The following is a 14,463-nucleotide window of genomic DNA, read 5'->3' as shown; positions in this document are numbered from 1 at the left end:
GGGCGCGCTCGACCGGCTCATCGACGAGCGCCGCCCTGGCTGGTCCCTCGAGGCCCCGTTCTACATCAGCCCCGAGTTCTTCGCCCGTGACGTCGAAGCGATCTTCGCCTCGACGTGGATCTTCGTCGGCACCGTCGCCGAGGTGCCCGACCCCGGCGACTACGTGACGATCGACGTGGGCACGTACTCGGTCATCGTCATCCGCGACGACGACGGCGAGGTCCGCGCCCACCACAACGTCTGCCGGCACCGCGGCACCCGGCTGCTCAACGACCTCGCCGGGTCGGTGGGCAACATCGTGTGCAGCTACCACCAGTGGACCTACACCCCCGGCGGCGAGCTCATCTCCGCCGGGGCGCAGGCACCGGGCTTCGATCCCGCGTGCTTCTCCCTGCGTCCGGTCAGCGTCCGCGTCATCGCGGGGCTGATCTTCATCTGCCTCGGGCCGCCGCCGGACGACATCGCCGAGGTCGCCGACGTCATCGCCCCCTACATCGCACCCCACGACATCGCCGGGGCCAAGGTCGCAGCCCAGGTCGACCTCATGGAGGACTCGAACTGGAAGCTCGTCATGGAGAACAACCGCGAGTGCTACCACTGCGAAGCCGGCCACCCGGAGCTCACCTGCACCTTCTTCCCCACCTACGGCTACGCCCCCGACGAGATCCCCACTCGCCTGCAGCCGGCCTACCAGCGCTTCCTCGACGCCGAGGCGCGCCTGCACGAGAACTGCGATCGCAACGGTGTGCCCTACACCCTCGTCGAAGACCTCAGCGGACGCCCCACCGGGTTCAGGATCGAACGGGCAGCCCTCGACGGGATGGGGGAGTCGTACACGATGGACGGTGCGGCCGCCTCGGCGAAGCTGCTCGGCGACCTCGACACCTTCACCCTCGGACGCGCCTCCCTCCACGTCCAGCCGAACATGTGGTTCCACGCGATGGGCGACCACATCGTCACCTTCAGCCTCGTCCCCCTCGCCGCGGACCGGACGCTCGTGCGCACGACGTGGCTTGTCGACGCCGAGGCGGTCGAGGGCATCGACTACGACCTCGAGAACCTCACGACGGTGTGGATGAAGACGAACGAACAGGACGCGACGTTCTGCGAGCGCGGGCAGCTCGGGGTGTCGTCCCCGGCGTACCTGCCCGGACCGTACGCGCCCACCGAGGTGCACCTCGATGAGTTCTGCACGTGGTACATCGAACGGCTCACGGCGCACCGGGAGAGGGTGAACGGGCGATGAGGTACGTGAGGTCACCGTTTCCCCTGGAGGCAGACCTGCGGCCAGGGGCGCCGGCGAGCAAGGCGACGTTCCGCGTGCCGGCGCGGGGTGCGGGTGTGGGGGCCTCCGCATCGTCGGTTGCCGCGGCAGCCGCAGGTGCCGTCGCAGTGAGCACCGCTGAGTCAACCGCGCCTGGTGCCGCCGCTGCCGCGCCCGGTGCCGTCGCAACCGCGCCCGGTGCCGCCGCTGCCGCGATCGGTGCCGTCGCAACCGCGACGATGGCCGGAGAGGCCGATGGCATCACCGGTCTCGCCGAATGCGTCGGGATCACCCGAGTCACCCACGACATCATCACGATCGAACTCCGCGCACCGTGGCTCACCTCCGCGGACTTCGAACCCGGGCAGTACCTCACGGTGCGCGTGCCCGAGCTCGGTCTCGAGCGCTGCTACTCGATCTCCTCGGCGCCGTTCGGCACGAACACGTTCACCCTCACCGTCAAGCGCGTGCCCGGCGGTGCCGTCTCGACGCATCTCCACGACGTCCTCCGCATCGGCGACAGGCTCCACGTCGACGGCCCCTACGGACTTTTCAGCACCAGCTTCCACCCTGCGGACAAGCACCTCTTCGTCTCTGCGGGCTCGGGGACCACCCCGATCATGTCGATGATCCGCGCACTCCTGGCCCACCGGATGCCGGACCCCGTCGACATCGTCCTCATCCACAGCGCCTCAACACCTAAGGACATCGTCTTCCGGGCCGAGCTCGACCAGCTCGCCACCGTCCCGGGAGTCCGCGTCGTCGTGCACTGCTCTCGGGATGCGGCCGCGGAGAGATGGACGGGCCCGCGCGGGCGGATCGGCCGGGAGATCCTCGCCGAGGCGGCCCCCGATGCCTGCGATCGCGAGACCTTCGTGTGCGGCCCCGTCGGGTACATGGACGCCGTGCGTCCGCTCCTCGCCGAGGTGGGTGCCCGGAGAGTGCACGAAGAGTCGTTCGTCTTCGGCTCCGCACCCACTGCCCGGTTGGCCAGGCGCCGAGCCGAGCAGTCGGTGGTCCCGGTCGCGCCCGGCGCGACGTTTGCGATCGACTTCGCGTCGAGCGGCACCCGGGTGGAATGCGATGTCGCAACCACCGTCCTCGAGGCCACGGCCGCCGCCGGTCTGCCTGTCCCCTCGTCGTGCGGAGCGGGAATGTGCGGGACGTGCAAGTCGACACTCCTCAGCGGCGAGGTCGACATGCGCCACGCCGGAGGGATCCGTCCGAAGGAAATCGCGGCCGGCAGGTTCCTGCCGTGCTGCTCGACGCCGCTCAGCGACCTCGTCATCGAGCGGTGACCAGCGTCATCGAGCGGTGATCAGCGCAGCACGAATCCCGGCACGAGATCGTCCCGCGGGTCGACCTCGAAGGTGCACGTCGCGACCCGGTGGGCGGTGCCCGTGACGAGAGGGACGACGCCGCCGGCAGTGCCCCAGCTGGTCCCGGCTCCCCAGCCGGCCCCGCTGCCGGAAGTCCGCCCAGCCTCCCTGCTGCCGTCACTGTCCCCGTTGCCGTCACCGCCGTCGAGTTCGGCGAGGACCCTGGCCCGGAACCGCGTGCCGACGATCGATTCGTGGAGCAGCGTCTGCCCCGAGTCGAGTTCGCCCGTCGCGCTCAGCGCTGCGATGCGCGCGGCCGTCCCCGAACCGCAGGGTGAGCGGTCGACCTGACCGTCCGCGAAGACCGTGACGTTGCGATGCCAGACCTCACCATCGTCGGTGGTGCCGAGCCGGTTGACGATGATCGTCCCGTAGACGCCGCTGAGGCGGTCATCGCTCGGGTGCGCGGTGGCCGGATGCCCGGCGAGTGCGGCCTTGACCTCGCGTCCGAGGGCGATGAGCTCGCCGAGGCGGTCCGGTTCGACCGTGATCCCCAGCGCATCCCCGTCGACGAGTGCATAGAGCGCCCCGCCCCATGCGAGATCGACGGAGGCCTCGCCCCGTGCCGTCGTCACCGGGAGGCCGGTGGCGACGAGGCGGCTGGGCACATTGACGAAGTCGACCGAGGTCACCCCGCCGGTCTCGTCCGTGTGCACCGCAGCCCGGACCCTGCCCGAGGGCACGTCGATGACGACCTCGGTGGTCCCGGAATCGTCTGCCCGGATGAGCCCCGACTCGATCGCCCAGACGCCCAGGGCCATCGTGCCGTGCCCGCACGCGGTGGAGAACCCGTCCTTGTGCCAGAAGAGCACGCCGAAGTCGGCGCCGTCGTCATCGGGTGGGACGAGGAAGCCGCCGTACATATCGGCGTGTCCGCGCGGTTCGAAGCAGAGGAGCTGCCGCAGTCCGTCGACCTCGGCCGAGCGGATCGCGAACGCCCGCCGGTCGGCGACGGTGGTCCCGGGAATGTCGACCGGGGGCTCCGGCACGATCCGGAACGGCTCACCGGCCGTGTGGTAGTCGACCGTCGTCACGGTCCCCATGGCGCTCCGCTCTCCCCGGTCGTCGTCCGTCCTGCTCATCGACCCAGCCCCATCCCGACCCGCAGGCCCTCGAGCACGGCGGCATGGACATTGCGGGAGGCGACCGCGTCACCGATCCGGTAGAGCGCGAACGACCCGGTCACCTCGGCGGATGGACCCGGCTGCGGCTGCCCGCGCACCCACGCAGCGAGGTCGATCTCCCCACGATTGGACGCCCGGTCACGCAGCTCGAGGTAGACCTCGTCATTGGGCAGCGTCCCGTGATCGACGACGACGGCATCCGTCTCGATCTCCGCCTCGAGGTCCGAGTATTCGCTGGTGAGAACCGCCCGCACCCCGGTGCCGTGCGGCTGCGTCGCCGTCAGGCGCTCGCCGAGGCGGACCTCGACCCCGCATTCGGAGAACGTCCGCAGGTAGGCCGGGGAGTTCATCGACCCGACGTCGATGCCGATCGTCCGCTCCGGGCTGACATAGGTGACGTGCTGGCCGGCGCGGGCGAGCCGCTCGACGGCGTCGAGGGCCGGGTACGCCCCGTGGTCGTCGAAGACGAGAACGCGCTGCCGACCGCGGAGGTGATCGTCCATGACGTCCCACACGTCGAACGCGGCGAGGTCGCCGGAGTCGGGGATGCCCCCGGTGGCGACGATGACGACGTCGGGGGAGAGGCCGAGCACCGCCTCGGCGTCGGCATAGGTGTTGAGGCGCAGATCGACGCCGTGCTTGCGGCACTGCTGGACCCGCCAGTCGACGATCCCGATGAGGTCGCGGCGACGCTCGGACCGGGCGGCGATGCGGACCTGACCGCCGGGCGCGGAATCGGCTTCGAGGACGGTGACCCGGTGTCCGCGGATGGCGGCGACGCGGGCGGCTTCGAGGCCGGCGGGACCGGCCCCGACGATGACGACGTGCTTGGCCTCGGTGACGGAGCGCGCGGGCACTTCCTGCGGCAGGTCGGCCTCGCGACCGGTCGCGGGGTTGTGGATGCACGTCGCCGATCCGGACGTGTAGATGCTGTCGAGGCACATGTTCGCGCCCACACACGGGCGGATGTCGTCCTCCCGGTGCTCGGTGATCTTCGCGACGAGGTGGGGGTCGGCCAGTTGTGCCCGCGTCATCCCGACGAGGTCGAGGCAGCCGTCCTCGATCGCGTAGCGCGCGGTCGGAACGTCGGCGATCCGGGCGGCGTGGAGGACGGGGATGTCGATGGCCTTGCGGATCCGACGGCACGTCTCGAGCCACGGTGCCGAGGGCGTGCCCATCCCGGGGATCGCTTCGGCGAGGACCCGATCGGAGCTGATCGTGCCGACGTTGAGATTGAGGAATCCGATGCCGTGGGCGGCATACGTCTCGAGGACGTCGGTCGCCCGGTCCTCGCGCATCCCGTCGTCGCGGAGTTCGTCGACGGCCATCCGGATGCCCACGAGGAAGCCCGCGGGCACGGCGGCGGTGACGGCGTCGATGACGCGCAGCGGGAAGCGCATGAGCGCGTCGAGGTCGCCGCCCCACTCGTCGGTGCGCTCGTTGAGCCAGGACGCGAGGAAGGAGTCGAGGAGGTGGCCGGCGTGCATGATCTCGAGGCCGTCGAACCCGGCCGCGGCGACCCGAGCGGCCGCGGCCGCGAAGTCGGCGACGATCCGGTCCATGTCGAAGTCCTCTAGCGCCTTCGTGAACGACCGGTGCGCGGGCTCCCGGGTCCGCGACGGCGAGACGAGCGGCAGCCAGTCCCCGGCGAAGTTCGACGAGCGCATCCCCAGATGCGTCGCCTGGATCATCACCGCGGCGCCCTCGGCGTGGCAGTCCTCGGCGATCGCGCTCAGCCAGGGGACGACCTCGTCCGTCGTCAGGTCGATGTTGCCGAACGCGGCCGGTGAGTCCTTCGACACGATCGCGGACCCGCCGATCATCGTCAGCCCGACACCGCCGCGCGCCTTCTCCCGGTGGTAGAGCCGGTACCGGTCCGTCGGCATGCCGCCCTCGGTGTAGGCGGGCTCGTGCGAAGTCGAGACGATGCGGTTGCGCAGGGTGAGTCCGCCGAGGTCGTACGGCTGGAGCAGCGGGTCGTCCATTCCTCCTCCATCGCAGGAACGGGTTCCAGAGCCGGAGCGGGGTGCCGGAATGAGGCGGGCCGCGGGGCTGGAACGGATTGTCGGGCTGGTGCGGGCTGCAGTACTGGTGTGGGCTGCAGTTCTCACACTGATTGGTAGGTAATCGATTACCGACTACCTGTCTTCCATCGTGGATTCTCCGGGCTATGCTGTCAATAGTTCTGGCAGGAGAGGACGGCAGGGGGCGATGGCATGGACCGAGCGAAGCAGCCTTCGCTGCGTGAGCATGCGCTCTCGATCATCCGCGACGCGATCGCCACGGGCGAGCTCGCCGAGGATCGGATCTATTCGGCCGCCGGGCTTGCGAAGCAGCTCGGCATCTCGCTCAGCCCGGTGCGTGAGGCGATGATGGCACTTGTCACCGAAGGCACCGTCGAGGCGGTGCCCAACCGGGGTTTCCGCCTCGTCCCGATCACCGAGGCCGACCTCGAGGAGATCATCCGCATCCGCGTCCTCCTCGCCGTGCCTGCGGTGCGGCAGCTGTGCGATCGGCTCGCCGAGGCGGGGCCCGGGTCTGCTGCGGGCGAGGGCAGTGCGGGGTCGGCTGCGGGTGCCAGCGGTTCTGGGGCCGTCGACCTCGAGGGCGCCGACGGGAGAAGCGGTGGCGGAAACGTCCCCACGGGGACGGGAGACAGCGCCCTTGCGGGGACGGGAGACAGCGCCCTTGCGGGGACGGGCGAGGCGATCCGCGATCAGCTGCGTCGGCTGCGCACCCATGCCGAGGCGACGGTGGCCGCGGCCGTTGCCGGCGACCTCGTCGCCTTCTACACCCATGACCGCCGGTTCCACGAGTCGCTCCTCGCGTTCGGGCTCGGACGCCGTGCCGCCGAGATCAGCCTGCGGCTGCGCGACCAGTCCCGGATCGGTCATCTCCCGACGGCGAACGCGGGGCCCGGCGGCGCGGGATCCAGCGATGCGGGACCCGGCGGAGCGGAGATCGGCAGCGCGGGATCCAGCGGCGCGGGAACTGACGACGCGGGACCCGGCAGCGCGAGGTCCAGCGGCGCGGGATCCGGCAGAGCGGGAACCGGCGCCCACGCGACTCCAGGAGCGGGATCCCGCAGCGCGGGGACAGGCGCCGGGGTCGGAGCTGATAGCTCGGACGCCTCGGTGAGGGGACGTGCTGTCGAGAGCGTCGCAGTCACCTCGGCGAAGGAGCTCATCGACATCGTCGACCTCATCGAAGCGAACCAGCCCGACGCGGTCGCCGATCTCGTCACCCGCAACCTCTACTTCTACAAGCGCACCGAGGCTTCGGCCTCGGATGTCTCGGAGTGAACGGCACCGCCGGACCTCTCAGCACACGACATCGCCCCTCCCGCGCGCACTGCGCGGAAGGGGCGATGCCCTGTGCTGGTCCGTCGTGCCTGGTCACGTCAGCGAAGTCTGCTCAGACGCAGCCGGGCCGTCCCGGACGGGGCCGCACGCGCTAGGACGACACCGCGTCTGCTCGGACGATGCCTCGTCCCTTCAGTTCAGATCACCAGCTCTGACTGAGCGTCGTCGACGTACTCACTTCCCGGCGCCGATCGGCATAGTTTCGGGGTCGATGTCGGGGTTCTCGTCCTGGCCCTTGGCGAGCTCGACGGCCTCTTCGCGCGACGACACCGTCGGGAACGACCCGAGCAGCGGCCGGTGCGCGGATTCGCGCATGAAGAACACGGCGACGAGCGCGATGACCGAGAAGAACATGATGTAGAACGCCGGCATGTACGAGTTCCCGGTGAGGTCGATGAGTGCCTGGCTGAACAGCGGCGTCGTGCCGCCGAACAGTGAGACGCCGAGGTTGAACGTCAGGCCCATCGCGCCGTAGCGCGACGCCGTCGGGAACAGCGCCGGCAGGGTCGAGGCGAGGCATGCGATGTAGAACGCCGCGGGCAGCGCGACCATGAACAGTGCGATTGTCACCGCCCACATCTCGCCGATCTGCATGACGGCGAAGGCGGGGACGATGAGGACGATCGTCATGCCTGCGGCCAGCCCGAAGACGAACCGGCGGCCGAGCCTGTCGGAGAGCCGACCGATGAGCGGCAGGCAGATCGACATGATGACGAGCACCGGGATGGTGACGGCGGCGGCCTGGATGTTCGAGACCTTGACCGTCTCCTCGAGGTAGGTCGGCATGAAGCTCGTCAGCGCGTAGCCCACCGTCTGCGATCCCGCGACGATGGCGATGCCGATGAGGATCTCCTTCCAGAAGTGGCGGACGACGCCGATGAGGCCGTGGCGGGCGAACGGATCGTCCGCGCTCTTCGTCACGAGGCCCTCCTCCTGAGCGGCTTCGAAGCCGGGAGTCTCCGGGATCTTCATCCGGAACCAGATGGCGACGACACCGAGCGGGATGGCGACGAGGAACGGGATCCTCCAGCCGCCGTCGACCATCGCGTTCTCGCCCCAGATGCTCGTGGTCACCACGCTCGTGATGGCCACGGTGCCGGCACCGGCGGCGAAGCCGAGGTAGGAGCCGACGTCGAGCCAGGCGGCCCAATAGCCGCGGGACTTGTCGGGGGCGAACTCGGAGACGTAGGTGGTGGCACCGGCGTACTCGCCGCCGGTGGAGAAGCCCTGGATCATCTTGAGGATGTAGAGGGGGATGATCACCCACAGGCCGACCTGAGCGGCGGTGGGCAGAACGCCGATGAGCGCCGTGGCCGTCGCCATCGTCGCCATGGTGAAGAAGAGGACCTTCTGGCGTCCGATCTTGTCACCGAGCGGTCCGAGCACCATGCCGCCGAGCGGGCGGACGAGGAAGGACACGGCGAAACCGAGCAGCGTGACGAGCAGTCCCATCTGCGGATCCATGCCCTCGGTGAAGACGGCGGTCATCGTCACGGCAAGGTAGCCGTAGACGCCGAAGTCGAACCATTCCATGAAGTTGCCGACGGTCGTGCCGCCGATCGCGGTGCGGATGGACTTCGGCTCGACGACGATGCAGTCGTCGGCTTCCAAGCGCTTCTTCTTCGTCGACCGCCGCTTGATGCGGAAGGGCTTTCTGCTCTCCGCGCTCGGTTCGGTGTGGCCGGATGTCATTGCTGATTCCTCACGTTGACTGAGATGAAAACGCCGCGGCAACGGCCGGCGGCGTCAAGGCAATGGAGTTCATCTTTGCGCTGTGCGCAAGCACTGTCAACAGCAATTGTGAACCAGATCACGCAGAAGGCGGATCGTCCGATGCGGATTTCGCACCCGCGCTTCGGTGTTCTCATGCGGCAAGCGGCGCTGTGTCGCCATGGAGATCGCCGTGATCCTATTCACGTCCGAATTGTGACAGGGGTCACATGGTGAAACGAATGATTCCGTCAGGGAAGCCTGCCGCCGTCCCGGCTCCCGAAGAGTGGGAAGGCCCTCGCCGAGGTGGTCGCCCGGTTGACGACAGCGGCGCGCACGCCGGGACTCCCGCCCCGGCGTGCGCGCCGTCGATGTGGTGGATGCTGTCGCCGTCAGGCGTCGTGAGCATGCGAGGGAACGACGACCCGGAAGTTCGCGAGCTCGGGGTCGACGCTGCCGCGCACGTGTCCCGAAGGGCTGGCCGCAACCGCCTGGAGGAAGTCGATCGTCTCCTGGGTGATCTCCTCACCGGGCAGGACGTTGGGAATCCCGGGAGGATACGCGGCGAGCGAACTCACACTGATCCGGCCGGCCGCCTCGGCGGCGGAGACGACCTCGGACTCCGCGAAGAACGCATCGCGCGGAAGCATGACGAGGTCGCCCGCCGCCGGCAGCGGCGGGATCTCGACCGCAGCGTCGTCCTCGGACGCCGGTGCGGTGATCTGCTCGATCGACCCGTCGACCTCGGCGTGGATACCGGCCTCGGCGTTCTCGAGGCGCAGCTGCTCGAGGGCGTCGAGGAGACGGCTGATGTCCGGGGACTTCCCGAGTCCGATGAGCGCGACGAGCGTCGTGGCCGTGGCCATCTCGGCGAAGATCCCGAAGTCCTCGGCCAGGCGCTTGCGGACGGTGTGCCCGTCGAGGCCGGTCGCGGTGATGTCGATGGGCAGGCGGAACGGGTCGATGTCGACGACGTCCGGGGAGCTGAGGAAGTCGGCCGAGAGCAGCCGGTAGTGCTCCGACCCTTCGATCTGGGCGCGGGCGTGGCGGATGTTCGCCAGCGACTCCGTGATCGCGTCATGGGAGTTGACGAGGTCGCGGCGGGCGATGTCGATCGACGCCATGAGGTGCGCGTTCTCGCTCGTCGAGGCCGTCATCATGAACGCGCGGGCGAGTGCCGGTTCGAGGCGGTCGGCGAACTCGGTGTCGCCGAGGTGGAGGAGCGCGGACTGCGTGAACGAGCCGGCGAGCTTGTGGGTGCTCATGATGACGACGTCGGCGCCGAGCGTGACCGGGGAGGCCGGGAGGTCGGGGTGGAAGCCGAAGTGCGCACCCCATGCCGCGTCGACGATGAGGATCGCGCCGGCCTCGTGGGCCACCTCGGCGAGGGCCGCGACGTCGGCGACCGCACCGAAGTAGCTCGGGGTGACGAGATAGACGGCCGTGACCGTCTCCGGGTGGCTGCGGATCGCGCGGCGCAGCGAGTCGGGGGTGACGCCGTGGGCGATGCCGTTGACCTCATCGACGTTGGGTGAGACGAAGCGCGGGTTGAGTCCGGCGAGGACGATGCCGTCGATGAAGCTCGAATGGGCGCTGCGCTGCGTGACGACGCCCGAGCCGAGGGTGCCGATGGCCAGCGCCGCCATCCGGTTGCCCTGCGAGGAGCCGTTCGTGAGGAACCACGTGCGGCGGGCTCCCCACGCTTCGGCCGCGAGCTCGAGGGCCTCGTCCTTCGGGGTGTCGACGCCGAGGTCGATGCCGTCGAAGAGCGGAGGGATGTCGAGGGCGAGCACGTTCTCGCCGAAGAAGTCGGCCTGACCTGCGGAGATGCCGTCACCGTTGCCGCCGTGACCGGGAGTCTGGAGAAGCAGGGGGTTGCGGGCGGCGGCCTTCGCGAGAGCGTCGGCGTAAGGGGCGTGAGTGCGCGCGCGATCGCCCTCGTGGGGTGTCGCGGGCATGGCGGAGTCCTGGTGCACGGTCATGCCTTCAGGGTAGGGAACACCGGCGTTGGGGAGAATAGCAAGTTTCCTCTCCTGCTCTATAGTCAGTATTGAACTCATCGAGGGAGAGCTATGGAAGTCCTGGACACTCGCGGACTCGTCGCGCTGCGCGCCGTCGCAGATGCGGGATCGGTTGCGGCAGCGGCGACGCGGCTCGACTGGAGCCAGCCGACCGTCAACCATCACCTCGCGAATCTCGAGCGCGCGCTCGGGGCGACCCTCATCGAACGCACTCCCCGCGGCTCGCATCCGACGACCGTCGGCAGCCTCGTCGTCACGCGGGCAGTGGAGATCCTCGGTCTCGCCGGCCGCCTCGTCGACGAAGTCGCGCTGTGGCGGGATTCGCAGGCGGTGCCGGTGAAGATCGGGGCCGTGCCCACCGTCGGCGCCCGCGTCATCCCGCTGCTCCACCACGAGCTGCAGAAGCGTCCGCGGTGGCAGGTCGGGGACGATGCGTCGGCGACGGTGCTCGGGGCTGCCCTCGACGTCACGATGGACGAGCACGCGAAGCTCGTCTCGCGCCTCGAGGCCGGCGATCTCGACCTCGCACTCCTCGTCTCCACCGATGTCGACAAGGTGTGGATCCCGCCGAGCCTCACGGCGCGGAAGCTCTACTCCGAGCAGCTCTTCCTCTGCGTGCCCAAGGCCGTGGGACCGGTGCCGATCGATCCGCACGGGCTGCCCGGCTTCGCGGCGCTCGTCACGCAGTCGTGGGCGTTCAGCATCGATCCCGGCGACGCCATCGACGAGGTGATCCGAGCGTTCTGCCTGGCCGCGGGCTTCGAACCCCGGGTGGGGATGCGGATGGACGACTACGCGGCGATCAACAGGATGATCGCCGCGGGTCTGGCGATCGCGATGATCCCCGAGTCCTCACTGCCCACCGACCCTGAGATCGAGATCGTCCCGATGCCCCTGTCGGCCGCCCGGCGGGACGTCCTCCTCGTCTCCCGGGCTCCGCAGCTCGGCCCGCGGCAGAAGTCTGCGCGACACGATCCGATCGTCGCCGCCCATTCCGCCGCCGTCGCCGAGGTGGTCGCTGACGTCCGCACCGTCACCGCGGTCTGGCGGTAGGCCGTCAGGAATGGGACTGCGGCCCCGGCGCTGGGCGGTCGGACCGCGCACTGCAGTCACGGCGGGGGCAGTCGGACCGCGGTGAGGGAGTCGGGGCGGTCGGGCTGCGGATCGCAAGCCTGAGAGCGCGACGCCGGTGTGGGGACCACCCGGGCGGACCGCCTCGGCGGTAGGCAGTCGGACTACGAGGTGGCTCTCAGTGCGGCTGCCAGGCGTCTTCGATCGCGACTCTGTCCGTGATCTCCGGGGGCAGGGTCTTGACCGCGAGGTCGGCCATCGTCACCTTCTCGAGGACGTCGCGCAGAGCGAAACGGGCGGCGACCCACACCTGTTGGAGGCATTCGGCGGCGTCATCGTATTCGACGGCCTCGGGCCGCTGGCCGTAGATGGAGACGAGGGGGCCGTCGACGGCGCGGATGACGTCGGCGGCGGTCACCTCGGCGGCTGGGCGGGAGAACCGCCACCCTCCGGACTTTCCGCGGACGGAGACGAGGATCCCCGCGCGACGGAGGTCGGCGAGGATCGACTGAAGGAAGCCTTTGGGGATGTCCTGCCGGCGTCCGAGTTCGTCGGCGCTGATGGGATCGCCGTCGACAGCGCCGGCGATCTCGATGAGCGCGCGCAGCGCGTAGTCGGATTTCGTCGTGACCCGCATCCCGATATGCTACCGCGCACGGCGGTTCGGTAGCACCCTGTCTTGCCGCCTGAGGGTGCGGAACACGACAGGCGCAGTGCGGTGGTGTCGGGCTGACTCACCGTGGCGCCGACTCTGACGCCTCGCGGGTCGTGCCGACCCGCGAGGCTGGCTGATCCGAGGTTGGCAGGCCTGAGCCGGGACGACCCGAGCCCGGCCGGCTTGGGCCTGGCCGACCTGGGCCTGGCCGACCCGAGCCTGGGCGGCCCGAGTCTGACTGATCCAAGCCCGGACGACCTGAGCCTGACTGACCCCAGCCCGGCCGACCCCTCGGAGGGGGTGGCAGGCGTGGCCTCAGGCCTCGGCGCCGACGGGTTCGGTTGCGGCCTCTGCGCGACGGGCCCTGCGCTCGAGGCGGACGACGTGGATGAGCAGGGAGATCCACCCGAGTGCCAGCGCCGCGAGGATCGTCGAGACCACGGGGGTCGACGCACCGAGGGCCAGTGCGATCGTCCGGGCGTTCGTGAGGATGATGATGCCGCCGGCGGCGATCGCGAGGACTTTGGCCGGAAGGATCTTCACGAGCCACGCCGCGAACGGTGCGGCGATGATGCCGCCGACGAGCAGAGCGCCCGCGATCGACCACTCGATGCCCTGAGAGCCGAGGGCGAAGAGGAAGCCGAGCGATCCGCCGACGGCGACGACGAATTCGCTCGTGTCGATCGAGCCGACGACCTTGCGGGGCTCGAGGCGTCCGGAGGACAGGAGAGTCGTCGTGCCGACCGGCCCCCAGCCTCCGCCGCCGATTGCGTCGAGCGCGCCGCCGACGAGTCCGATGGGCACGAGCAGACCCTTGCCCGGGCGGCCCTTGAACGTCGGACGGGCGCCGCCGAGGGCGAGGAAGCGCCAGATGACGTAGACGCCGAGGGCGAGCAGCAGACCGGAGATCCACGGGGTGGCGGCGTCGCCGTTGAGTCCGGCGAGGAACGTCGCACCGGCGAAGGCGCCGACGAAGCCGGGGACGGCGAGGATGAGGACGGTGCGCCAGTCGACGTTGCCGAACTTGTGGTGGGAGATGCCGGAGACGAGCGAGGTGCCGATCTCGGAGAAGTGCACGGCCGCCGAGGCGGTCGCCGGGGCGATGCCGGTGGCCAGCAGCAGGGTCGTCGACGTCACGCCGTACGCCATGCCGAGGGATCCGTCGATGAGCTGGGCGATGAGCCCGACGATGCCTAAGACGATGAGCTGCCTCATGGTGGCCGCCTTTCCGTTGTGCGAGGTTGAGTGAGATTGTTGAGCAGATTCACGTGCCTCCCACACAATACTCATTAAGTTGAGTGAATTACTACACTATGAACTTCTGTGACAGCGGCAGCAGAGGAAGCGGATGAGCGAGTCGCAGATGCTCATGACGGAGCAGCGGTTCTGCGCCGCATCCGTGGCGATCCCCGTGTTCTGCGCCAGGTTCATGGTGAAATTCGCATCCAGATCACCATGAACCTGGCGCGCAATCGCCGTGAACGCGGCGCACATTGCTCAACTATCAACGCGATCCGCGACCTGCGACCCGCGACCTGCGACCCGCGAACCGCGACCCGTGACTCGGCGACCTGCGACCTGTGACTCGGCGACGCGAGGCAGGCAGCGACCCGCGACCCGCGACTCGTGACTCGGCGACCCGACGCAGGCTGCGATCCGCGCGGCGTGCGCCCTGGAGTCGGTGCCCGTCCTGGTGCCACCCGGGACGCAGGGACTTCCGGACGCAGAGTGTCGATTTCGACCTCGATCATCGACACTCTGCGTCCGGAGTACGACGACGCGAACACGGGAGGCGCAGGTTCGGGGCGTAACTGTCGGTTCACCGCGTAGTTGTCGTGCCACTGTGTCGGTGGGCGGGGTGGTTCGGTGTGCAGCGC

General features: G+C 69.4%; 11 protein-coding genes. 5 read left to right on the top strand and 6 right to left on the bottom strand.

Translation table 11 applies throughout. The features are described 5' to 3' along the window. Positions 1-1,246 (top strand): aromatic ring-hydroxylating dioxygenase subunit alpha (locus FFS20_RS16440; protein ID WP_349290534.1); only part of this gene is annotated, 1,246 nt, incomplete at its 5' end. Between the two features lie 146 nt (positions 1,247-1,392). Next, positions 1,393-2,562 (top strand): hybrid-cluster NAD(P)-dependent oxidoreductase, encoded by a 1,170-nt coding sequence (locus FFS20_RS16435; RefSeq protein WP_249356916.1) that lies wholly within the window; start codon positions 1,393-1,395, stop codon positions 2,560-2,562. Positions 2,563-2,582: 20 nt separating this feature from the next. On the opposite strand, the gene FFS20_RS16430 is transcribed toward FFS20_RS16435, so the two are convergent. Further along, complete coding sequence (locus FFS20_RS16430; protein ID WP_249356915.1) at positions 2,583-3,725, bottom strand: proline racemase family protein; 1,143 nt, start codon at positions 3,723-3,725, stop codon at positions 2,583-2,585. Next, positions 3,722-5,752, bottom strand: a complete 2,031-nt coding sequence (locus FFS20_RS16425) for an FAD-dependent oxidoreductase (protein WP_137826878.1) — start codon at positions 5,750-5,752, stop codon at positions 3,722-3,724. Before FFS20_RS16425 ends, FFS20_RS16430 begins: the two co-directional genes overlap by 4 nt. A gap of 231 nt (positions 5,753-5,983) precedes the next feature. Here FFS20_RS16425 and FFS20_RS18485 point away from each other — a divergent pair, with 231 nt between their 5' ends. Further along, positions 5,984-7,069, top strand: coding sequence for a GntR family transcriptional regulator (locus FFS20_RS18485; protein WP_283202138.1), 1,086 nt, complete (start codon positions 5,984-5,986; stop codon positions 7,067-7,069). Positions 7,070-7,303: 234 nt separating this feature from the next. Here FFS20_RS18485 and FFS20_RS16415 read toward each other — a convergent pair whose 3' ends face one another. Together FFS20_RS16415 and FFS20_RS16410 are read right to left on the bottom strand one after the other, a co-directional pair. After that, entirely contained in the window at positions 7,304-8,821 is a 1,518-nt protein-coding gene (locus FFS20_RS16415) for an MFS transporter (protein WP_249356914.1), read from the bottom strand. Positions 8,822-9,231: 410 nt separating this feature from the next. Then, positions 9,232-10,821 carry an aminotransferase class V-fold PLP-dependent enzyme gene (locus tag FFS20_RS16410; protein ID WP_137826877.1) on the bottom strand — a complete coding sequence of 530 codons (1,590 nt, stop codon included), beginning with the start codon at positions 10,819-10,821 and terminating at the stop codon, positions 9,232-9,234. A gap of 90 nt (positions 10,822-10,911) precedes the next feature. On the opposite strand from FFS20_RS16410, the gene FFS20_RS16405 reads away from it, so the two are divergent. Further along, entirely contained in the window at positions 10,912-11,913 is a 1,002-nt protein-coding gene (locus tag FFS20_RS16405; RefSeq protein ID WP_137826876.1) for a LysR family transcriptional regulator, read from the top strand. Positions 11,914-12,109: 196 nt separating this feature from the next. Here FFS20_RS16405 and FFS20_RS16400 read toward each other — a convergent pair whose 3' ends face one another. Further along, positions 12,110-12,568 (bottom strand): Rrf2 family transcriptional regulator, encoded by a 459-nt coding sequence (locus FFS20_RS16400; RefSeq protein WP_137826875.1) that lies wholly within the window; start codon positions 12,566-12,568, stop codon positions 12,110-12,112. A 333-nt stretch (positions 12,569-12,901) separates the two neighbouring features. After that, on the bottom strand, positions 12,902-13,801 hold the full coding sequence (locus FFS20_RS16395) for a sulfite exporter TauE/SafE family protein (RefSeq protein ID WP_137826874.1): 900 nt from the start codon (positions 13,799-13,801) through the stop codon (positions 12,902-12,904). Positions 13,802-13,909: 108 nt separating this feature from the next. On the opposite strand from FFS20_RS16395, the gene FFS20_RS16390 reads away from it, so the two are divergent. Next, positions 13,910-14,170, top strand: a complete 261-nt coding sequence (locus FFS20_RS16390; protein WP_137826873.1) for a hypothetical protein — start codon at positions 13,910-13,912, stop codon at positions 14,168-14,170. The last annotated feature ends 293 nt before the right edge of the window (positions 14,171-14,463 follow it).

The organism is Brevibacterium sp. 2SA (assembly GCF_005502845.1).
In the GTDB taxonomy this organism is placed as follows: Bacteria; Actinomycetota; Actinomycetes; order Actinomycetales; family Brevibacteriaceae; genus Brevibacterium.
Note: the sequence above shows the minus strand (reverse complement) of the source record. Positions and strands in the feature narration are given on the sequence as shown.